This window comes from Butyrivibrio sp. NC3005 (assembly GCF_000424545.1).
GTDB lineage: Bacteria > Bacillota > Clostridia > Lachnospirales > Lachnospiraceae > Butyrivibrio.
Genome location: NZ_AUKC01000003.1, coordinates 68,127 through 89,262, shown reverse-complemented (window position 1 = coordinate 89,262; position 21,136 = coordinate 68,127). Strand labels below are relative to the sequence as shown.

Below are 21,136 nucleotides of genomic sequence, written 5' to 3'. Positions count from 1 at the left end.
ATATGATTAAAATAAGTGAACAGTTACAGTAAAACTGCTAAAGGTTAAGGGTAAGAAAGTTGATGATGTTATAGAGAAATGGGTAGTGTAATGACATCATGATTCTAAATACACAGGAGCAGGTTTAATGAGCGATTTTTATGAATCTATTGGTGAATTTTTAAAAAAGTTTTGGTATATTATATTGCTTGGTGTCTTCTTTATAGCTACAGCAATTTTATTTATTACCGCAGGGCAGGATGGAAGTTATTTTGCAATACATGACAATTTGGATCTTTTTACGCCTCAGTATCAAATGATGCGAAATGATCAGTCATTTTGGAAAATTGATGCACCGACAGATTTTTTGAATGGTATTTCAAGAAATGTTTTACCGTCAGAGTTTTCTTTATCAACGATTATTTATATGATATTTCCGTCATACACTGCTTATATTATTTTGTATTTTTTGAAAATAGTTATTGCAATGCTAGGCGGATGCCTTTTGGCATATGACGTATTTGAAAATGAAGGATTCGATGTACGTGAGAAATATGACGTATATTATATTCATTCTGTATATCGTGATCCGCATGAGGCAATGGCACTTTCGGCTCTTGCTGCATTTGCTTACGGAATATTGAATCTTTTTCCGGCTTTTGGTTTAGCATTTGCATCCATACCTCTTTTTATTTTCTTGCTTAGAAAAATATATACAGAGCCAGCGTTTATATGGTTTTTACTCATATTCCTATTTCCAATGCTGTCATATTTTAGTTATTTTGGAATTTTTATTCTAGGATATATGCTGATTGGTATTATTTGGATGTGGCTAAAAGACCATGAATTTCCGGGATTTTTATTCCTTTCATGGATTCTATATGCAATAGGAAGCGTTATTTGCGAGTATAGACTATTTATGACAATGCTGTTTTCAGATGAAGTGACCATAAGGTCAACAATGAAAGTAGCAAGTCTTGGAGCTTTTGATGTTATAAAAGAGATTATAAATGTATGGGCAAATGGTATGATGCATGCAAACGATGCACATCTTTATATTGTTTTGCCTGTGTGTGTTATATATTTCTTTTACCTGAATTCCACATATATTAAAAATGATAATATTTCAGGATGCTTTAGGGATTACTACAATCTTGCAGCACTTATTATTATTTTTAACAGTGTAATCTATGGAATTTATAATATTGAACAAGTAAGAAACTTTGTAACTTCGATTATTCCTCAGCTTCAAGGATTTCAGTTTAACAGAACAGTATTCTTTAATCCGTTTTTGTGGTATGTATCTTTCTTTTTGGCATGCTACAGAATATGTATAATGGCTCAGAATCTTGAAGAAAAGAAAGAAACAATTGTAAAGGCAGTATCATTTGGTTTTATGATTTTGGCAATTATTGTGATTTTGATTCAGCCTATGCTTTTGTTTGGAGAGTCTGCAAGATACGATGATTTGTTTTATACAGCACATGCAAAGTACTATAAGAGCAAACATAATGGACAAACTGTAGATTCTTTAAGCTATGGTGAGTTTTTTGATACAGACCTTTTCGATAAGATAAAAAAGGAAATAGGATATAACGAGAAAGAACTGGCTGTAAGTTATGGATTGTATCCGGCTGTTCTTGAATATAACAATATTTCAACGCTTGATGGATATTTAGGTTATTATCCTCAAAGTTATAAAGATAAGTGGAGAGAAGTTATTTCTCCTGCGCTTGATTTGCAGCCTGCATCAAAAGAGTATTTTGATAATTCAGGAATAAGACTGTATCTATATTCTGGAACATATAAGTCACTTCCTATGTACAGTAAGTCTTTAGGAGGAATAACTACTGATAAGTTGTATATAGATGCACCTAAGCTTTCCAATCTTAAATGTAAGTACATTTTTTCCAGAGTAGAAATCGAAAATGCTGCTGATTTGTTCATGCAACCTTTAGGAGAATTTGAGGGTAAAGCATATAAAATATATGTCTATAGTCTTGATGAAAATGTTGAGGCCAAAATAAAAGAAGCTGAAAAACAGGCTAAGATTCAGCGTGAAATAGATAAGAAAAATGCATTTAAGAAGAAAATGAGCACTATCTGGAAGACAGAGGGATACATATGGAAAATGTATTTCCCAAAAGAAAATGCTTATTATGGAAAACTTAAAAAGAAAGCAAATTTTTAATAGTTATAAAAAGCCCGCACGCGTTGCGGGCTTTACTGGATATTTGGGTAAAAAAATAAAAGCAGGGGGAAGAATATGATTTCACACTTTAAAATACGTATTCTTTTTTGTGTATTGGTCTTTTTGTTTTTGTTTATAATGGTGATGCCGTTTGGTCTGATAAAAGCATACGATATTGATAAAGATAACAGGCTTTTATATGAAGAAAAAGATTACACTTATTATTTTTTTGGACAGGATGAATATGCAACTTCGATAATTGAAGGAAATGGAGAGTCTGTCGAAGAATTGTCTTTTAGACTTAGGATAAGCAGCAAAACAGATAAAGATGCAAAAATTTTTGCATGTATGTTTGATTCCTGTGGAAATGTAGTTGCAAAACAGGAAATGGATGTTTTTCCAAGGACAAGGAATGACATTTATTCAATGAAAGTTGATTGCAATCTTGAGAAAAACGAGAAGTATCAAATTGTAATAAGTACTAATAAGGATATTGGAATATATTGTAAATCAGCTACATCATCACCTGTTATAGTTTTACATTCCTCAAATCAGACATCTTTAAAAAGTGCTGTTTTTTCGGTACAAATATCTAAAATTTGCATCTTTTTGTTGGGACTTTTCTTGATTGTGCTTATTAGAAAAATACCAGATGAAATGATTGTATCAAAGCTAATACCTGTTGTACTTTCTTTTGTATTAGAGTTCGTTTTTTTGCAGTATCTGACAGATCATGCAATTGAAAATGGGTATTATCAGAATGTTGGAGTGTTCCTTATTGTTGTACTTGCATTAATTGGCATTATAGGATTTTTTTGTCAAAAGAGAGTTCCGATGATGTCTTTTGTTCTATTGTGCAGCGGTATTGCAATGCTTGTAGCGCTTCCTGTGGGAAAAGTTCCTGATGAAGCAAATCACTTTTACAGAGCATATCAACTTTCCGAAGGGAAGTTGTTTGCAAAAGTCTATGACGAAGAAAAAGGTGTCGTTGGAGATATGCTTCCTACATCTATTATGAATTTCGAAGAGAAAGAAAGTGTAGTAGATACAAATGATATAGGCATAGTGGAATTTAGTAATACTGCATTATATGCACCTGTGTGCTATATTCCTCAGATAATAGGTATTAAAACTGCAAAATTATTTACTGATAATGTTCAGAGTATTTTCGTGACTGCAAGAGTTTTTGGATTTATTCTTGCTTGGATATTATGTACGATTGCATTATACTTGATGCCGTGTTGTAAGGAAATGCTGTTTATAGTAATGATGTTTCCAACAACGCTTCAAGAGATGATGGGGATTACATCAGATAGCATGACAATGGCACTTGCTTTTTTATATATAGCTTTTGTTTTGAATCTTATTCAAAAAGAAAGAAAAGTAACCCAAAAAGAATATGGTTTTCTTTTATTGCTAGGATGTATGCTTGGTTCGTGCAAAATAGTGTATGTAGTAATAGTTCTTATGACACTTATGCTGTTTGAAAAGCCCCAAAATATATTTGGACTAAGGCTTGAAACCAAAAAACTCACTCTTGTTATGATTCCATTTGTAATATGCATTATTTCAAATATGTTATTTGGAAAAGCGTTTATTTCAAATGGCGATAATATAGATGCTAAAGGTCAGATATTATATGTATTAACACATGTATTTGATACTATTATGACTGTAGTAAGAAGCATGACCACATATGGTGGGATGTGGACTGGAGAAATGATAGGTGATCATTTGGGGCAGCTGGATATAAGAACCAATGAAATTGTTGTATTTGTTTTATTGGTAATTTTTGCTATAAATACTGCTAATGGAAATTCTATAAGGCAGCTTTATAGAAAAAGAAATATTTTTATATTGATGTTTATTTCTATATCTGGTTTTGCTCTTATTCTTGGAAGTATATATGTTACCTGGAATGAAGTAGGTGATTATCTTATAAGAGGAATTCAGGGAAGATATTTTACTCCGGTATTACCTATATTAGGAGTAGGGATAAGCACCCTTTTTCAAAAAAGAAGAGAAAATATCTATGGAACCATAAAAGCGTCTTATCCAAGGCAAATGGAAAGAATTGTTTATGACGAAAATGGGAAAGTTAATATAGAATCAGGACTTTGCTCATGTACAGATATTATTCTTTTTATGATGTTGATGATTACTATTGTAGATATAGGTAAATACTGTCTATAAAATCAGTTTTTGAAAGGTTTATGAATCTTTTATTATTTGTAGAAACAGGTGAATATTATCTATACTTTATTGTTTTGAATACATAGTAGATTAGTTTTACTGGCTTGTAATATTTCATGAGCAGAACTGTTTATAAACGTTGGTACTTATGCGCTGTTTTTTAGCGCATTACGTACCACTACGTTTATAATCAAGCGAAAGCGTGTCTGCGACGAAATATACAAACAGTAAAACGGACTATATAGAAACAATAAAGTATGACTTCTTGTCACTTACATTCAGAAACTCGCATTTACTGCGAGTTTCGTGAGAACAAAAGTCAAGTGGCATACTGGTCCAAGGCGAAGCCTTTTTAAATGGCCAGTTTGCGTGTTTTTTGGAACGCAGTGACAAAAATCTATAAGATTAGAAAACGTTAACAGCATTAATTGCATACTAGTATTTTAGGTAATAATCCGCTATAATAGAAAAGTTGTTAATGAATAACAAAAAAGTTTTTCTACTTAGTAGGAAGTTGTGATGGAGTTCTAAAAGTAAAAAAGTTCCAATATTTACTTTTGGTATTTGCTGTTTGTATGAGGGGGCAGATGGCAACGTGTGTTGGAGGGAATACGCATCACATAATGTTGAAAAAGGAAAGGAAACAAAGTTACCCATTTATATAAGTTTCTATATGCTTATTCTAGGGAGCTATTAAAGGTTATAACTTATGAAAAAGGCTTTGGTAATAGGTGCTGGTCCTGCAGGTCTTACAGCTGCATACGAGTTATTGAAACAATCCGAGGAAAGAAATGAAAAGATTGAAGTTGTAGTTTTTGAAGAGTCAAGTGAATTTGGCGGTATTTCTAAAACTGTAAACTATAAGGGCAACAGAATGGATATGGGAGGACATCGTTTCTTCTCCAAAGTTCCTGAAGTTAATAAATGGTGGGATGAAATGCTTCCAAGACAAGGCGCACCTGCTTATGATGATGTAGCTTTAAACAGACAGGCAACGATTTGTGAGGGTGGTCCTGATCCTGAGAAGCAGGATAGAGTAATGCTTAGAAGGAATAGAGTTTCAAGAATTTTCTTCAAGCAAAAATTTTTTGATTATCCTATAACTTTAAAGTTTGAAACATTTAAGAATATGGGCATTGGAACCACAATACTTGTTGGTTTTTCATATATGAAGGCGGTTTTCTTTAAGAGAAAAGAAAACTCGCTTGAAGATTTTTATATAAATCGATTTGGTAAGATGCTTTATTCTATGTTTTTTGAACATTACACAGAAAACCTTTGGGGACGTCATCCAAGTCAGATTGATCCAAGCTGGGGCGCACAGCGTGTTAAGGGTGTATCAATTATGGCTGTTCTCAAAAATGCTTTTCGTAAAAAATCAGGTAAAAAAGGCGGAAAAGTTGAAACTTCTCTTATAGAAGAGTTTAGCTATCCGAAGCTTGGACCTGGGGAATTGTGGGATGTAACTGCGCAAGAAGTTCAGAAAAAAGGCGGACAGATTATTACTAATGCCAAAGTTACAAAGATACTTAAGGATGAAAACAATCATTTAACAGGTCTGATATATGAGAAAGATGGTCAGGAATTTAGAGTTGAAGGGGATTATGTCATTTCTTCAATGCCTATAAAAGATCTTGTTGCAGGAATGAATGATGTACCAGATGCTCCAAGCCGTATAGCAAAAGGACTTCCTTATAGAGATTATATGACGGTAGGTGTCCTTATCCCTCATCTTCAGCTTGAAAACAAGACCAATATGAAGACTATAGGTAATATTGTGCCAGATAACTGGGTATATGTTCATGATAGAAAAGTTTCTATGGGACGATTCCAGATTTATAATAACTGGTCTCCATACCTTGTTAAAGATTTGGAAAATACTACATGGCTTGGTCTTGAATACTTCTGTAATGAAGGCGATGACATGTGGAAAATGAGCGATGATGATTTTGCTAAAAAGAGCTTTGAAGAAATGGTAACACTTGGACTTATCAAAGATGTTTCAGAGGTTATTGATTATCATGTGGAAAGAGTTAAGAAAGCATATCCTGCTTACTTTGATACATATGATGAAATCGATACTCTTGTAGAATACCTTGATTCTATTGATAACCTTTTCTGTGTAGGAAGAAATGGTCAGCATCGTTACAATAACATTGATCACTCCATGTGTACATCTTTTGAGGCAGTAAAAGACATTATGAATGGAGTAACAGATAAATCCAATGTCTGGAGTGTCAATACAGAAAAAGAGTATCATGAATCTAAGTGATAGCAGTACTAGACAACATTAACTATAAAACTTATTATATAAGAGTCTGTATTTTTTTAACTACAGGCTCTTAGTTATTGTTTAGAGTTTTTTGAGAATTAAGAATGACTTCTTGTCACTTATATTCAGAAACTCGCATTTACTGCGAGTTTCGTGAGAACAAAAGTCAAGCGGCAAACTGGTCCAAGGCGAAGCCTTTTAAAATGGCCAGTTTGCATGGTTTTTGGAACGCAGTGACAAAAATCTATGACATCTTGTCACTTATATTCAGAAACTCGCATTTACTGCGAGTTTCGTGAGAACAAAAGTCAAGTGGCAAACTGGTCCAAGGGGAAGCCTTTTAAAATGGCCAGTTTGCATGGTTTTTGGAACGCAGTGACAAAAATTATCTTTTATGCAAAGAAAAAAGGGGGTAGAAATGCAAACTGAGAATACTGGAAAGCCAATACTGTGGATAGTTATCCCATGTTATAACGAGGAAGAAGTTCTGCCTGTTACAGCACCGCTTTTTCTTGATAGAATTAATACATTAACCGCAAATGGTAAGATTTCTGATAAAAGTAAAATTTTATTTGTAAATGATGGTTCTAAGGATAAAACCTGGGAAATAATACAGAAATTATCCAAAGAAAACCCACATTTTATAGGAATGTCACAAAGTAGAAATAGAGGCCATCAGAATGCTGTTTTGGCAGGTTTAATGGAAGCAAGGGATGTTTGTGATATTACCATATCAATAGATTGTGATGGTCAGGATGACATAACTGCTATGGACAAAATGGTCGATGAATACCTAGATGGCGCCGAAGTGGTATATGGAGTTCGATCAAGCAGAACAACTGATACATTTTTTAAGCGTTTTACAGCTGAATCATTTTATAAACTTCTTAATTCAATGGGTGCAGAGGTAGTTTACAACCATGCTGATTACAGACTTATCAGTTCTAGAGTTTTAAATGAGTTTGCTTCATTTCATGAAGTAAATATCTATCTTCGTGGAATGGTGCCTCTAGTAGGATTTAAGAGTTCTAAAGTGTATTATGAGCGTCATGAGCGTATGGCAGGAGAATCTCATTACCCGTTGTCAAAGATGCTCCATTTGGCATTTGATGGAATTACCTCATTGTCAGTTAAACCTATTTCTATTATTACCACATTTGGTATGTTCGTATCAGCAGTAGGATTTATTGGCATTATTTGGGCTATTATAGTATCTGTACTTAGTCTAGGTGCACCGGGCTGGGCATCACTTATCTGTATCATATGCTTTCTTGGTGGAATACAGCTTATCTCGATAGGCGTAATCGGAACTTATGTAGGAAAGATATATATGGAATCCAAGCATAGACCAAGGTATATAATTAGTGAGAGAACCTGGCAGCCTTATGAAAGACACTATAAGGGATGAAAACATTCATTTTGAAAGGATTTTAATTTTATGAATGAAAAAAAGAAAGTTAAACTATTTGTTCCAGGAAGGTTATGCTTATTTGGAGAGCATAGCGATTGGGCCGGACTTTATAAAACGATGAACTCGGCTATTGTTCCAGGTCATGCGCTTGTTACTGGTATCGAACAGGGAATATATGGCGAGGCAGTATGTGACGATAGTTTTTCTGTTTCTAGTAAAATTGAAGAATTTCAGGGAAGTGATTTTTCTTGCCCTATGGAAATGAGCAAATTAAGAGAAGTAGCAAGAAAAGGTGGCTTCTTTTCATATGTTGCCGGTGTTGCTTCATACATTTCAGAGTGGTATCACGTAGGTGGAATTCATCTTGAGATTACAGGAATGGATTTGCCTATTAAGAGTGGTCTTTCTTCTTCTGCAGCTATCTGCGTAATGGTAGCAAGAGCGTTTAATGAACTTTATGACCTTCATCTTAACACTAAGGGAATTATGAATATCGCGTATCTTGGAGAACAGAGAACTCCTTCTAGATGTGGCCGCCTCGATCAGGCTTGTGCCTATGGAGTTACACCGATTTCAATGGTATTTGATGGAAATGAGCTTGATGTAGAAAGAATTACTGTCAAAAAACCTCTTCATTATGTTTTTGCAGATCTTATGGCAGGAAAAGATACTGTTCAGATACTGTCTGATTTAAACAAGGCTTTCCCTTTTGCAGATTCTGAAAAAGAGAAAAATATTCATCAGGCACTTGGTGCTGACAATGAAATAATTGTTACAAAGGCAATGGAATGTATCTCTAAAGGTGACGTAGAAGGTCTTGGAAAACTTATGACAAGTGCTCAGAAACTTTTTGATGAAAAAGTTGCACCAATGAGTCCGCGTGAATTAAAAGCACCTGTTCTTCATAGCGTAATAGATGATGAAGAGATAAAGAAACTTACATATGGTGTAAAAGGTGTTGGTTCTCAGGGTGATGGCACAGTTCAGCTTCTTGCAAAAGATGAGGAAACTCAGAAAAAGTTAATTGAGTATCTGGAGAATGTCAGAAAGATGACAGCATATTCATTAACTTTAAAACCTACCAAGTCAGTAAGAAAAGCAGTTATTACAGTTGCTGGTTTTGGTACTAGAATGTATCCTTTTACAAGAGGTGTAAAAAAAGAATTTGCTCCAGTGCTTGATAAAGATGGACTTGTAAAACCAGCTATTCTTGTGCTTTTAGAAGAATTAGACAACATAGGAATAGAAGAAATCGGTCTGGTAATTAATCATGAAGAGGAAGAGTATTATAGAAATTTCTTTATGACTCCTCTTTCTAATGAACATTATTTGAAACTTCCTGAGAATATGAAAAACTATGAGCAGCATATTCAAAAGATTGGAGAAAAGCTTCATTTTATCTATCAGGAAGAAGCAAAAGGATTCGGACATGCGGTGTTACAAGCTGAAGAATTTGCAAATCAGCAACCTATATTACTGCTTCTTGGCGATACAATCTATGATTCCTTTGAGGAAAGACCTTGTACCAAGCAGCTTCTTGATACCTACGAACAGTATGGAAAACAGGTTGTGGCAGTTCATAGAGTAAATCTTGATGAAGTATCAAGTTATGGAATATTTAGTGGTGTGTGGGAAGATAAGGAAGAAAAAGTCCTTAATCTTGTAAAAATATCAGAAAAGCCTACGATAGAATATGCAAGTCAGTATCTATCAGTAGCATCAAGAAAGCATAGAGAAAACTATTATGCGGCATTTGGAGCTTATGTAATTGATTCTCAGATTTTTGACAGATTGAAAGTTGCAGCTAAAGAGAACATTACAAATTCTAAGGGTGAAGTAGAGTTAACAGATGCATTAGAATATGTTAGAAGCCAAAGCGGAATGTATGCTTTTGTGCCAGATGGAGAGTCCTACGATATAGGTAATCCAAAGGCTTATAGAAAGACAGTTAACGAGTTCGGAAAGAAAATATGAAAAAATATGTAATCGAGAATGATGTAGTCGGTCTTAGAGAAGCAAGATATGAAGACTGTGCCAAAATAATAAAATGGAGAAACAGTGAAGATGTAAGAAAACATTACATCTATCGTGAACTTCTTACTTTAGAACAGGAGCAGAAGTTTTTCAAAGAGAAAATAGAAACAGGAATTATGCATATGTTTATCATATGCGTAAAAAATGATTCTAGTGGGCAAGATAGGGAAGTTGGATGTGCAGTGTTTAACCCTCTTGATGAAGATAACAGCAGAGAATATGGGCTGTTTATCGGAGAAAGCCTTGAAAGAGGAAAGGGAATAGGACAAAATGTAACCTTTCTTGCAAACAGTTATGTCTTTTTGAAGTATCATATGCCTTTTTCTAGGGCCAAAATTTTCGATGACAATATTACTTCTGTTAAAAGCGCTACTAGAGGCGGTTTAAGAATAACTGGCAAAATAGAAGATATAGTATGTACTGACGGATGCGTAAAACAGATGTATAGTCTTGAGATGAATCCAAGTGATGTGGTTAGTAAATTGTGTGAAGCATCATTTTCTATGCTGGAAAAGATTAAGCATCCTGATTTAAAAGATAAAGTTAAGTCAGGTGTAAAAAAAGCTATAGGAAGAGGAGGTTTGTCAAAAGACCTTCTGTTTTGGCCGGCAGGAATGCTTTTACTGGGACTGACAGAGGATACTTCTATAGAACAGTCTCTTGATTTGTCACGAGAATATATATCCTATTGGGAAAAGCAAAATAAAGAGTTTGAGCACGTAGATGATGCTCTTTTTGGTGTTACTTTTCTTAGAATGTTTGAAAAAACAGGTGATATAGCATATCTAAAGCATGCAGAAAAACTTGCGTTTTTTTTGGAAAATGCAAAAAAAGACAAAAAAGGTTCTGTAATCTATAATGTTAAAGGCGTAGATGATTATGTTCTTGCTGACGGAGTAGGAATGGTTTCGATGTTCTTTGCTGCATTTGGAAAAGTACTTGAAAAAATAGAGAATAAAAAAGAATTAGATAAAAAAGAAGATAACGCCTTAAATAAATACAGTTTTGACAGCAAAAAAGCTTATAATATTGCTTTGGCAAATCTTCTTAATTTTAAAAAGTATTCAACGGAAGAAGCAACAAAGCTTCCTTATCATGGTTACAGTTTTATGGAAACAGAAAGTAATCATGATGAAGATAATAACAGGTTGTATCCTCAGACTATTGGAATTCTGGGATGGGGACGTGCTATAGGATGGCTGATGCTTGGGATTTCTGAGTGCTTAGTTGATATTCCAAAAGATTTTGAAGGTTATGAAGAACTTTTGAAATGGATGAGAAAATTGACCTGCAAAGTCCTTGAATCTCAAAGAAATGATGGACTCTTTTCATGGGTAATGCCAGGTAATAGAAGTAGAATAGATAGTTCTGCTTCTGGAATGATAATCTATAGTATAAAAAAAGCTTCAAAGTTCATTGAAGGTGATATGCTTTCAAAAGAATTATTAGAAGAAAGAATACTTCTTGGAGCAACAGGTCTTTTTAAGCTAATTAATCAAGACGGACATGTAACAGATGCGCTAGGTCCATGTGAGGACTTAGGCGTGTATAGACAAATATATAGTAGTTATCCATGGGGACAGGGAGCTGTTCTTGCTGCTCTATCCAAATGCTTTGAAAATTAATCAAAAAAAATTATCGCTTCAAACGGCTAGGATTGTCTGAAACGATAATTTTTATAAAAAAACCAACATCATAGAAAGGTTTTTACCCCTTCACGAAAATAGAACTCGTGCATGTGTCGATGACCACCGACCATTTCTGATCAAAGTATCCAATCTATGATGTCTTTTAACAGGAATTTGCTTTATTGCCATAGAATGAGCTGCTGTAACAGCTGATTATACAAGGCGTGTGCTTATGCACGAGGAGGGTAGTTAAAACTAATTCCTGTGATCTTTTTATTACATCCATGTGTTTAGACTCTTGCTGAGGATAGTCCGAAATCTCGGCAAGATGTCTTGACTTTCTAAAATCCTTTTTAAAAAAGCCATTTCCGGAATCCATTCCAGATGTGTAGAGGTTTATCCTTCAAAGATTTTAAAAAAATCTAAGACAAAAACATAGTAACAAGCCACGAATAGTTAGTATGTTTTTGGATAAGACTAACAGTTAACGAAACATCCATTTTTCGTTTGGTATTATGAATCAAGCATAATATCGTAAACATCCTTGTCTGCAGCATCCTGCTATTTCGACATCCTGTCGAAAATAATCAAAATAGCTTAGGAATGCTAGGCTTAATTCATAAACTCTTTTGATATCGCAGCTCCGCGCGACAAATGATATGTTATCACAACCATATAAAAAATGTTGAAAACTCGACGAAACGTCATATCTTACACACGAAAAAAAGATAACATATTATCGAACTAAGATAATACAATAAAAAAGGTATGCAATTTATCTGCATTTGATATAATAATATTATGAAAAAACGTATACAAAAAAATGATATCATAAAGACGAAAAAAAGCGAAAACAAAACGCTTTTTTGTAACATATATAAACGCAAAAACACAAGATATGTGATATGATATCAGTTTATCATGCGAAAGCAGAGTGAAAACGCAAAGAATATTACAGATAATGTAATAAAAAGCAAAGAAAACCATTTTTATGAACTGTGATAAAACACTCAATTAAAGCATATCTGCGATGAGATATGCAAACAACAAAATGGACTATACAGAACCCTAAAATGTATTATGTAACTTTTGAAATAGAAGGTGAATATGCAAATACTATACTATGTATGGAATGAGTTTACAGGAGAAGACTGCAGAATGGTCTTGCGTGAACTCGGAGAAGATGTAATAGAGTTTCGTTGTCCCTGGAACAAACTTGACGAAGATGAGAATTTCGAAAATGCGCTTGAAGCTGCCATATTAACCAAGAAAAACGGCAAAAAAATAGATCTTGTTTTTACCTGGAATTTTTTTCCAATAATATCAAGAGTCTGTCATCGACAGAAAGTCAGATATGTTTCATGGGTTTTTGATTCACCTCATTTCCCGTTGGCTTCAAAAGAGGTTGAAAATAATGAAAATAGTATATGGCTTTTTGACAAAGATCTATGCAAAGAGTATATGGCAAAGAATATAAAAACAATACACTATTCTCCACTAGGAATAAACGCTAAAAGGCTGAAAGATATTTCAGATAAATTATTTGACGGCGGGATTGTATATGAGCATGATGTGACTTTTCTAGGAAATTTATATGATAATGAATTCAATTTTTATGATTTTGCAGCAAGTCATATGCCGGATGAATTAAAAGGAATTATAGAAGGAACAATTGCCATGCAAAGGCATACCTACGATGTGGATTTTATAGGAAATGAGCAGGTTTTATCAAAAGACATCATTAATCAGATGGCAAAATACATGCGCTTTGAGCTTGGTGGTAATTATAATTTTGATAGAGATACTTTGATAAGAGATATTTTAAAAAAGAAATGTACTAAAGATGAACGAAAAATGATATTGGAAGATCTTGGTCAAAGATTCAAAGTAGATATGTATACCAAAGCAAAAGGCCCCACCCTTGAACATGTATATGACTTAGGACAAGCTGATTATATGGTGAAAATGCCACATGTTTTTTGCACCAGTAAAATAAATTTAAATCTTTCTATGCGTTCTATAAGGACAGGATTGTCACTAAGAATAATGGATGTTCTAGGCGCTGGAGGATTCCTTGTAACGACCTGGCAAGAAGAACTTGATGATTATTTTGTGGATGGACAAGACCTTGTTGTTGCGCATACTCCGGAAGAAATTGGTGAGCTTATTGAATATTATCTTAATCATGAGGATGAAAGAAAACAAATAGCTTTAAACGGACAGACAAAGGCCTGCAGGTATTTTGATTACAGAAATCTATTGCCATTTATATTAAATGCGAATAATTCTTGAAGATAAAAAGCTTGTATGATAAAGTATTAGTAGACCGGTAACGTTTCCGGTAATCAGATTAGGAGGTTTTTTATGCCAAAGAAAAAACAGGTTCGTAGAGCAGGAATTTTAATGCCGATATCAAGCCTTCCTTCAAATTATGGAATTGGAACATTTGGAAAGGCAGCTGAAGATTTTGTTGATTTTTTGAAAAAGGCAGGCCAAAGTTATTGGCAGATTTTGCCACTTGGTCCTACAAGCTATGGTGATTCTCCATATCAGTCATTTTCTACATATGCAGGGAATCCATATTTTATAGATTTAGACATATTAATAGATGAAGGACTATTGACAAAAGAAGATATTGAATCATATTCTTTTGGAAAAAATAATGAATATGTTGATTATGAGAAGATATATAATAGCAGATTTAAAGTATTAGAGAAGGCTTATGTTAACTCCGGAATTTCACAAAAAGGAAACGTAAGCGGTGATGCATCATATATTAGGGAGTATGCATCTTTTATCAAAGAAAATGCCTGGTGGCTTGATGATTATGCACTTTTTATGGCATTAAAGAATGCACATGACGGACAAAGCTATAGTAAGTGGCCAGATGCAGAAAGACTTCGTGATAGTAAAACATTAGAAGATCTTAGTGACAAATATGATGATGAAATAGGTTTTTATAAGTGGCAGCAGTTCGAATTCGATAGACAGTGGAGAAAATTAAAAGCCTATGCTAATAAAAATGGAATAGAGATAATTGGTGATATTCCTATTTATGTTGCATTTGACAGTGCAGATACATGGGCAAATCCAGATCTTTTCCAATTTGATGAGAATAATCTTCCTGTTGCAGTTGCAGGATGCCCTCCAGATGCTTTTTCTGCTACCGGGCAGCTTTGGGGAAATCCTCTTTATCGCTGGGAGTATCATAAAAAGACAGGTTATGAGTGGTGGATGAAGAGAATAAAGCACTGCTATAAACTATATGATGTGGTTAGAATTGACCATTTCAGAGGATTTGATGAATACTATTCGATTCCTTATGGTGACCCTACTGCAGAGTTTGGTCATTGGGAAAAAGGACCTGGATATGATTTGTTTAAAGCTATGAAAGAAAAACTTGGTGATCTTAGAGTTATAGCAGAAGATCTTGGATTTCTTACTCCATCTGTTATAAAATTAGTGAAAAGAACAGGATTCCCTGGAATGAAGATTTTGCAGTTTGCATTTGATTCTAGAGAAGAGAGCGATTACCTTCCGCACAATTATCCAAAGAACTGTATAGTTTATACAGGAACGCATGATAATGAAACTACTAGAGGATGGTATGAGAGTTGCCCTGTAGCTGATAGAAAATTTGCCAGGAAATATCTTGATATTCATACAACAAAAGATATTGCATGGCAGTTTATAAGAAGTGCACTTAGTTCTGTCGCAGATACAGCAGTTATTCCGATGCAGGATTATTTGAATCTTGGTGATGAAGCTAGAATCAATACCCCATCTACACTTGGAAATAACTGGCAGTGGAGAATGAAAAGTGATGCTTTGACTGATGAGCTAGCAGCAAGGATAAAAGATATGTCAGCACTTTATGGAAGAAAATGACATAAATGAAAGGAAACAGGTAAGTAATGCCACATATGACAATTGTTGAAATTGCAAAAAAATGCGGCGTAGGCGTAAGTACAGTTTCAAGAGCGTTAAATGATCATGATGATATTAATCCTGAAACGAAAAAAAAGATAATGAAAGTTATCCGCCAAACAGGTTATGTTCCAAATAATAGTGCTAGAAATTTGAAACGAACCGATGCCAAATGCATAGCTGTTTTAATAAAGGGTATAACAAACCCGTTCTTTGCACCGATGATATCTATCATAGAGGAAGAAACGAAGAAAAATGGATATGCGCTCGTACTTAGGCACGTTGGTGACGGAGAAAATGAAGCGGATGTTGCAGTTGCACTTGAAAAAGAAAAAAGGCTTCGAGGAATAGTGTTCTTGGGTGGAAACTGTTTTCATCAAGCTACAAAATTAAAAAAATTAAGCGTCCCTGTAGTATTTGCGGCAACAGGTAATCCTGTTGAGGGAAGCATAAATCGTTCAAGTTATTCATCGCTTGCTGTAGATGACAGAATTGAAAGCTACAATATGGTTCAGTACCTTATATCAAAAGGACATAGAAAAATAGCTATCATTGCCGAAGGTGATGAAAAAAAATTATCAATAGGTTATAAAAGACTTGAAGGATATCTGGATGCATTAAAGGCAGCAGGTATTCCGGAAAAAGAAGAAAGAATATGCCTTGTTGATAAAGTAGAGAACCTTTATTCCATGGAAAACGGTTATAAAGCGACCCAAAAACTACTAGATAAAGATGATGAGTTCACAGCTATTTTTTGTGTATCGGACTCACTCGCACTTGGAGCTATGCGTGCCCTTAAGGATGCTGGAAAGAGGATACCGGAAGATATAAGCATAGCCGGTTTTGATGGTCTTGATATGGATAATTATCTTATTCCAAGACTGACAACTATGCAGCAACCTAGAGAACTTATAGCAGGCGAAACGATTACTCTTCTTTTCGATATAATAGAAGGAAAAAAACAGCATCAGCATGTGGTTTTTAAAGGAAAACTAATAGAAGGTGAATCAACGCAAAATTTTTTGTAGGAATCATTTTTTGTTAGCTGTTGAAATTCACAAAATGTTGTTCTTTAATCATTTTGCAATCTAGTTTATACACAGATAAAGCAAAAAGACTGTTCTAGCTATTATGCGGGAAAAATTAACACGATAAAAGATTTAGGATTATCATTATGGGAATTGAGATTGAAAAAAAATTTACGATAAAGCACTTACCAAAGGATGTTGAGAAATATCCGTATCATCTTATAGAACAAGCATATCTTAATGTACATCCGGCTATAAGAGTAAGGCGTGAAGACGACTCTTTTTATATGACCTACAAAGGAGTAAACGGAGTTATGGTTAAGGAAGAGTATAATCTTTTCCTAGATGAAAAGTCTTATACACACCTTCTTGAAAAAGCTGATGGAATAGTAATCTCAAAAAAAAGAGTGCTTATTCCGTTGAATGAAAATGCCTTTTCCAAAGATTATCTTGATAAAAACAAATCTTTAAAGGAAAAGATTGAAAAAAGAGAAGTCAAGATAGAATTGGATATTTTTGAGAAAGATTTAGAAGGAATATGCTTTGCAGAGGTTGAATTTCCAACGGTAGAGGATGCGGATAACTATATAAAAGCTGATTGGTTCCTTGAAGAAGTAACAGGTCAGAAAAAATATAGCAATGCATTTATGTCTAGGTGTAGTAAAGACGAAATAAAAAAACTTTTTTCACTATAATAAAAAGGCGGAAATTAAGGATTATTCGTACAACCTTTGATTTCCGCCTTTTGAATGGAAAAAAATTTATGGAAAAATCTTGACAAATATGCTACAATGCATAAATGGCTGTGTTTATCTATTAGAATAATTGCCGTCTGGCTTTGCGGACGGAATTCTGCAGAGCAGTACACGGTGTAAAGGAATGAACATATATTTAAGGAGGATTATTTCAGAAATGAGCGTACAGGTTGAAAAGTTGGAAAAGAGCATGGCAAAGCTTACTATCGAGGTTTCTGCTGAGAAACTCGAAGAGGCTATTAATAATGCATATAATAAGAACAAAAATCGTATCCAGCTTCCAGGTTTCCGTAAGGGAAAAGCTCCTCGTAAGATGATTGAGAAGCAGTATGGTGTAGAGGTATTCTATGAAGATGCTGCAAACGAACTTATTAACAATGAGTATCCAAATGCAGTTGAAGAGTGCGGTGAGGAAGTAGTATCCAGCCCTAAGATTGCAGTAACTCAGATTGAGTCTGGAAAGCCTTTCATCTTTACAGCTGAAGTCGCATTAAAGCCACCAGTTAGCCTTGGAAAGTACAAGGGAATCAAGGTTTCTAAGCAGGATCTTGACGTAACTGATGAAGATATTGATAACGAGATTAAGACAGAGCTTAACAAGAATGCTCGTGTTGTTGATGTTACAGACCGTGCAGTTAAGATGGACGATCAGATCACTCTTGACTTCGTAGGTTCTGTAGATGGCAAGGAATTCGATGGTGGTAAGGGAACAGATTATCCTCTTACAATTGGTTCTGGTGCTTTCATTCCTGGCTTCGAAGATCAGCTCGTTGGTGCTGAAATCGGCAAGGAAGTAGAAGTTAATGTAACATTCCCTGAAGATTATCAGGCAAAGGATCTTGCTAGTAAGGCTGCAGTATTCAAGTGCACAGTAAAGGCTATCAAGGAGAAGCAGCTTCCAGAGCTTAATGATGAGTTCGCTAGCAATGTTTCTGAGTTCGAGACACTTGCTGAGTATAAGGAAGATGTTAAGAAGAAGCTTGAGAAGCGTAAGGCAGATGCTGCAAAGGCTGCTAAGGAAGATGAAGCTGTTAAGGCTCTTATCGAGGATTCCGAGATGGAACTTCCAGAAGCTATGGTTGAGACACAGCAGAGAAGCATCCTTAATGACTTTGCTCAGAGACTTCAGTATCAGGGTCTTAACATGCAGCAGTATCTTCAGTACACAGGAAATACTGAAGAGAAGATGCTTGAGCAGGTTAAGCCACAGGCTGAAGAGCGTATTAAGAGCCGCTTAGTACTTGAGGCAGTTGCTAAGGCTGAGAACATTGAAGCATCTGAAGAAGAAGTTAATGCTGAGCTTCAGAAGATGGCAGATCAGTACAAGATGGAACTTGACAAGATTAAGGAGATTCTTGGCGAATCTCAGATTAAGCAGCTTAAGAGCGATCTTGAAGTTCAGAAAGCAGCTGAGTTTATCGTAGAGAACGCAAAGGAAAGCGCTAGAAGAACAAAGAAAGCTTCTGCAAAGACAGAAGATGGCGAAGAAGAGAAGAAGCCAGTTAAGAGAACAAGAAAGACAGCTGCAAAAAAAGAAGCTGAAAGCACAGAAGAATAATTATTATTTAGATTAATAAACAACAGTTTATTCTTTTGAATAAAAAAGAGGCTACCGGATGTGTTTTTCCGGTAGCCTCTTGAGTTTATTTATAGTTATTTTATAATCGTATGGTTGATTTAAATCGTTAAAAAGCGTAAACTAAAGACATAAATGTGTGAAAAACTGAAAGGTGTGGATTGGAGGTCTATCAATGAGTTTAATCCCTTATGTTATTGAACAGACAAGCCGTGGCGAGAGATCCTATGATATTTATTCTCGTTTGCTGCAGGATCGTATTATATTTCTTGGCGAAGAAGTAAATGCAACTTCCGCCAGTGTTGTTGTAGCACAGCTCTTATTCCTCGAGGCAGAAGACCCGAGTAAAGATATTCATTTGTATATTAACAGTCCAGGAGGAGAGATTGCTTCTGGAATGGCTATTTATGATACAATGCAGTACATTAAGTGTGATGTTTCTACTATCTGTATCGGTATGGCAGCTAGTATGGGAGCATTCCTTCTTGCTGGTGGTGCAAAGGGCAAACGTCTTGCACTTCCTAATGCCGAGATTATGATTCACCAGCCACTTGGCGGCTCTCAGGGTCAGGCTACAGAAATCGAAATTGCTGCAAAGCACATTTTGAAGACTCGTGAGAAGATGAATACAATCATGGCAGCAAATACAGGAAGAACAATTGAAGAAGTAGCAGCGGCTACTGAACGTGACAACTGGCTCTCAGCAGAGGCTGCAAAGGAATTCGGTCTTATCGATTCTGTTGTTACAGCAAGAAGTGACTCCTCTGTAGAAAAGAAAGATTGAGGGTTGGTTGATGGCAGGTAAAAATTCTGGAGATATTCGCTGTTCTTTTTGTAATAAGACACAGGATCAGGTAAAAAAACTTATAGCTGGCCCAGGCGGAGTATATATCTGTGATGAGTGTATTGAAATTTGTGCAGATATCATTGAAGAGGAATTTGATGACGAGCAGGAAGTTGAAGACAGCAAGGATATTAATCTTTTAAAGCCGGTTGAGATAAAGAACTTCCTTGATCAGTATGTAATAGGTCAGGAAGAAGCCAAAAAGGTTTTAGCTGTTTCTGTTTACAATCATTATAAGAGAGTAACAAGCCCTAAAACTTCAGAGGACGATGTAGAGCTTCAGAAGAGTAATATATGTATGATTGGACCTACAGGTTCTGGTAAGACATACCTTGCACAAACACTTGCAAAGATTATCAACGTTCCATTCGCAATTGCAGATGCAACAACACTAACCGAAGCAGGTTATGTAGGTGAAGATGTTGAGAATATTCTTTTAAAGCTTATACAGGCTGCTGACTATGATGTTGAAAGAGCTCAGTATGGAATTATCTATATTGACGAAATAGATAAGATTGGTAAAAAGGGTGAGAATGTATCAATCACCAGAGATGTATCTGGTGAAGGTGTACAGCAGGCACTTCTTAAGATTATTGAAGGAACTGTAGCTTCTGTACCACCTCAGGGCGGAAGAAAGCATCCTCATCAGGAAGTTATTCCTATTGATACCAGCAATATTCTCTTTATCTGTGGTGGAGCGTTTGACGGACTTGAAAAGATAATTGAGTCAAGAATTGATCACAAGTCTATCGGCTTCAATTCAGAAATCGTAGAGAAATCAGAGCATGATATCGGAAAGATACTTGAGAATGTATCACCTCAGGACTTGACAAAATTTGGTCTTATTCCTGAATTTATCGGTCGTATTCCGATTATGGTTACTCTTGAGGGACTTAGCAAGGAATCTCTTGTTCGAATTCTCAAGGAACCAAAGAATGCGCTTGTAAAGCAGTATCAGAAGCTTTTTGGTCTTGACAGTGTTAAGCTTACTTTCGAAGATGATGCTGTTGAAGAGATTGCAAATATGGCCTATGAGAGAGCAACTGGTGCAAGAGGGCTTCGTTCTATCATGGAGAAAACTATGATGGATGTTATGTACAGAATACCTTCCGATGATAGCATTCAGGAATGTATTATTACAAAAGCATCAGTAAAGGGCGAAAGTCAGCCACTTTTGGTATACAAGGACCAGAGAAAAAAGATTAAAACAGCTAAATGATTTATAAATTAATAGGCAGGGGTGTAATATCCTCTGCCTTTGCGTTATTATTTGCACTTTGAAAATAGGCAGAGTGTAA

Annotated in this window: 13 protein-coding genes; all 13 read left to right on the top strand. The window is 35.2% G+C overall.

Translation table 11 applies throughout. From position 1 onward, the window contains the following. Positions 1-127: 127 nt before the first annotated feature. The 13 genes from G634_RS0100365 to clpX all read left to right on the top strand — a co-directional run bounded on the left by G634_RS0100365 (position 128) and on the right by clpX (position 21,057). Positions 128-2,170 (top strand): DUF6044 family protein, encoded by a 2,043-nt coding sequence (locus G634_RS0100365; RefSeq protein ID WP_026503619.1) that lies wholly within the window; start codon positions 128-130, stop codon positions 2,168-2,170. A 75-nt stretch (positions 2,171-2,245) separates the two neighbouring features. Continuing rightward, complete coding sequence (locus tag G634_RS0100355; RefSeq protein WP_026503618.1) at positions 2,246-4,363, top strand: DUF2142 domain-containing protein; 2,118 nt, start codon at positions 2,246-2,248, stop codon at positions 4,361-4,363. A 709-nt stretch (positions 4,364-5,072) separates the two neighbouring features. Continuing rightward, positions 5,073-6,635, top strand: a complete 1,563-nt coding sequence (locus G634_RS0100350; protein WP_026503617.1) for an NAD(P)/FAD-dependent oxidoreductase — start codon at positions 5,073-5,075, stop codon at positions 6,633-6,635. A 418-nt stretch (positions 6,636-7,053) separates the two neighbouring features. Further along, positions 7,054-8,043: a glycosyltransferase family 2 protein gene (locus G634_RS0100340; protein WP_026503616.1), complete on the top strand. Its 990-nt coding sequence runs from the start codon at positions 7,054-7,056 to the stop codon at positions 8,041-8,043. A gap of 30 nt (positions 8,044-8,073) precedes the next feature. Beyond that, positions 8,074-10,020, top strand: coding sequence for a sugar phosphate nucleotidyltransferase (locus G634_RS0100335; RefSeq protein ID WP_026503615.1), 1,947 nt, complete (start codon positions 8,074-8,076; stop codon positions 10,018-10,020). Then, a complete protein-coding gene (locus G634_RS0100330; RefSeq protein ID WP_026503614.1) occupies positions 10,017-11,705 on the top strand; it encodes a GNAT family N-acetyltransferase in 1,689 nt (562 codons plus the stop codon). The genes G634_RS0100335 and G634_RS0100330 overlap by 4 nt, the downstream gene beginning before the upstream one ends. A 1,110-nt stretch (positions 11,706-12,815) precedes the next feature. Further along, positions 12,816-14,000 carry a glycosyltransferase family protein gene (locus G634_RS0100325; RefSeq protein ID WP_026503613.1) on the top strand — a complete coding sequence of 395 codons (1,185 nt, stop codon included), beginning with the start codon at positions 12,816-12,818 and terminating at the stop codon, positions 13,998-14,000. Between the two features lie 72 nt (positions 14,001-14,072). Further along, positions 14,073-15,596 (top strand): 4-alpha-glucanotransferase, encoded by a 1,524-nt coding sequence (gene malQ / locus G634_RS0100320; RefSeq protein ID WP_035798356.1) that lies wholly within the window; start codon positions 14,073-14,075, stop codon positions 15,594-15,596. Between the two features lie 26 nt (positions 15,597-15,622). Then, positions 15,623-16,663 (top strand): LacI family DNA-binding transcriptional regulator, encoded by a 1,041-nt coding sequence (locus tag G634_RS0100315; protein ID WP_026503611.1) that lies wholly within the window; start codon positions 15,623-15,625, stop codon positions 16,661-16,663. Between the two features lie 146 nt (positions 16,664-16,809). After that, positions 16,810-17,358 carry a hypothetical protein gene (locus tag G634_RS0100310; protein WP_035798354.1) on the top strand — a complete coding sequence of 183 codons (549 nt, stop codon included), beginning with the start codon at positions 16,810-16,812 and terminating at the stop codon, positions 17,356-17,358. Positions 17,359-17,575: 217 nt separating this feature from the next. Next, positions 17,576-18,976 carry a trigger factor gene (tig, locus tag G634_RS17395; RefSeq protein ID WP_051233583.1) on the top strand — a complete coding sequence of 467 codons (1,401 nt, stop codon included), beginning with the start codon at positions 17,576-17,578 and terminating at the stop codon, positions 18,974-18,976. Positions 18,977-19,169: 193 nt separating this feature from the next. After that, positions 19,170-19,778 (top strand): ATP-dependent Clp endopeptidase proteolytic subunit ClpP, encoded by a 609-nt coding sequence (gene clpP, locus G634_RS0100300; protein WP_026503609.1) that lies wholly within the window; start codon positions 19,170-19,172, stop codon positions 19,776-19,778. Between the two features lie 10 nt (positions 19,779-19,788). Next, positions 19,789-21,057 carry an ATP-dependent Clp protease ATP-binding subunit ClpX gene (clpX, locus tag G634_RS0100295; protein WP_026503608.1) on the top strand — a complete coding sequence of 423 codons (1,269 nt, stop codon included), beginning with the start codon at positions 19,789-19,791 and terminating at the stop codon, positions 21,055-21,057. Positions 21,058-21,136 lie beyond the last annotated feature (79 nt).

Coding starts and splice junctions, on each gene's coding strand:
- G634_RS0100350 (WP_026503617.1), top strand. CDS start 5,073: ATGAAAAAGGCTTTGGTAATAGGTGCTGGTCCTGCAGGTCTTACAGCT.
- clpP (WP_026503609.1), top strand. CDS start 19,170: ATGAGTTTAATCCCTTATGTTATTGAACAGACAAGCCGTGGCGAGAGA.
- malQ (WP_035798356.1), top strand. CDS start 14,073: ATGCCAAAGAAAAAACAGGTTCGTAGAGCAGGAATTTTAATGCCGATA.
- G634_RS0100330 (WP_026503614.1), top strand. CDS start 10,017: ATGAAAAAATATGTAATCGAGAATGATGTAGTCGGTCTTAGAGAAGCA.
- clpX (WP_026503608.1), top strand. CDS start 19,789: ATGGCAGGTAAAAATTCTGGAGATATTCGCTGTTCTTTTTGTAATAAG.
- G634_RS0100335 (WP_026503615.1), top strand. CDS start 8,074: ATGAATGAAAAAAAGAAAGTTAAACTATTTGTTCCAGGAAGGTTATGC.
- G634_RS0100340 (WP_026503616.1), top strand. CDS start 7,054: ATGCAAACTGAGAATACTGGAAAGCCAATACTGTGGATAGTTATCCCA.
- tig (WP_051233583.1), top strand. CDS start 17,576: ATGAGCGTACAGGTTGAAAAGTTGGAAAAGAGCATGGCAAAGCTTACT.
- G634_RS0100310 (WP_035798354.1), top strand. CDS start 16,810: ATGGGAATTGAGATTGAAAAAAAATTTACGATAAAGCACTTACCAAAG.
- G634_RS0100365 (WP_026503619.1), top strand. CDS start 128: ATGAGCGATTTTTATGAATCTATTGGTGAATTTTTAAAAAAGTTTTGG.
- G634_RS0100315 (WP_026503611.1), top strand. CDS start 15,623: ATGCCACATATGACAATTGTTGAAATTGCAAAAAAATGCGGCGTAGGC.
- G634_RS0100325 (WP_026503613.1), top strand. CDS start 12,816: ATGCAAATACTATACTATGTATGGAATGAGTTTACAGGAGAAGACTGC.
- G634_RS0100355 (WP_026503618.1), top strand. CDS start 2,246: ATGATTTCACACTTTAAAATACGTATTCTTTTTTGTGTATTGGTCTTT.